General features: G+C 40.8%; 1 protein-coding gene. It reads right to left on the bottom strand.

Annotation, left to right across the window (positions count from 1 at the left end):
* A partial coding sequence (locus U9R42_14295) for a sigma factor-like helix-turn-helix DNA-binding protein (GenBank protein ID MEA3497194.1) occupies nucleotides 1-1423 on the bottom strand: 1423 nt, incomplete at its 3' end.
* Nucleotides 1424-1613: the final 190 nt, after the last annotated feature.

Below are 1613 nucleotides of genomic sequence, written 5' to 3'. Positions count from 1 at the left end.
GATAAAATCTATAAAACATCTCCTTAAGCTTATAGAGGGGTATAGTCTCATTCTCGTCCATACTGCGAATGTAAATAAGGGCCATAACCAGTTTGTATGAAGTGTTGTTTTTCCCCACCAGATAGCGGGCAAACTCTGCCACCGGCTCAGGCAGAAGCCGGATAAGCTCCTGGCAGGTACGATTTTGCCAGTTTTGTGGCAAATCATAAAACAACCCGTTCCCGATATTTGTAAATCTCGTCTTTTTTGTCAGAGAGGTCGTAATATTAGCTTCTGAAAACTCTCCTTTAAGATGGTTAATAATATCCTGTCTTTTTTGGGGTAAATCTTCTTCTTTAATAAAATCTTCAATCGCGGTTGTAACCGAGCGATAACCTCCCAGACCCCATAATTTCAGTCCATACATTCCCCTATCGACAATCTCAATTTTACTGTAACGCATAATAGACGCGTGGACATTATGATCTGATATCTCGACAAAATTCTCGTTTTCCTGACGAATGCCTCCGGCAATATCCCTGAAATGCATGGGCTTGCCATGGCTTTCCAAAACATAGCAAGCCACATCGTCCAGACTATCACAATATTTCCTCAGCCATTTATCACGGGAAAGAACCACATCCTCTCGTAAAATCAAGCTCCCATCACATTTAGCCACTAACCGATCAATAAAAGCTCGGTGAAATGTCGTTACCGGCCGCTTCCAGGGACATACTGATTGACAGTGCCTGGAGAGTTTTGCCGCAATAACCTGAACATGAAAAGCTTGATTATCAGCAAAATCTAAAACCTGCAATTGCTGCAACGGGATACTACAAGAAAGACACTCGCTCTCTACGAAGAGAAGTTCATCATCCTTCAGAGCAACCTCCTGCCGACAAAGTAACAGTTGCCCTAAGGCGAGCGAGTAAGGTGCCGTAGGCCATTTAAATTCAGACTGTAAAAGAGTAGGCAATGCTCTCAAACTGACAACCCCACCTCCCTGGACAACACAACAATCGAGCCTCTCCCAAAAATGAAATAATTTTTCTATATTGGCTTTTCTCTCAAGTTTTTGGCCTATTTTTTTAAAAATTTGCCGCACTCGTTCTCTGGTTATTCCAAAAGTCTGGCCAAGTTCTTCAAGGGTTGGTACTTTACCACCTTCAAAACACAATCTTTCCTTAAACAAGTCTTGGTTTCGCTTTTTTTTCTCAACTTGCTCGATAAAATTTGAAACCATACTCTCGTAACTTGAATAATCTATTGATATTATATCGGATGCCGTTTCGTCATTCGAACTTACAAGCATGGCACTGCCAGTTAAACAAAGTGAACGAACAACGTCCTTAAGTTCATTTAAGCAATTTTTGCCGAAATTTTTCCGCTTTAATAAAGCAGCTCCTGGTGTCAGCATGATTTCACCAACTATCTCTATTCCCATAACGTTTAGTACATTGGCTGTTCGTACAGATAGAACCAGATCCAAAAGTTTGGTGAAAGCGCGAAAATTTGGATGTAACTCGTTAACAGTAGTATCTTCTAAATTTTCAGAAGAAAATAGAGGAAGCAATAGAATTGAAGATTCATCTGGAGGCAATGCCAACTGTTCAAGAACTGTTAAAGGAGACTCG

It is taken from the genome of Bacteroidota bacterium, assembly GCA_034723125.1.
Lineage (GTDB): Bacteria > Bacteroidota > Bacteroidia > CAILMK01 > JAAYUY01 > JAYEOP01.
The sequence above is the reverse complement of the archived record's forward strand: the minus strand, read 5'-3'. Positions and strand labels throughout refer to the sequence as shown.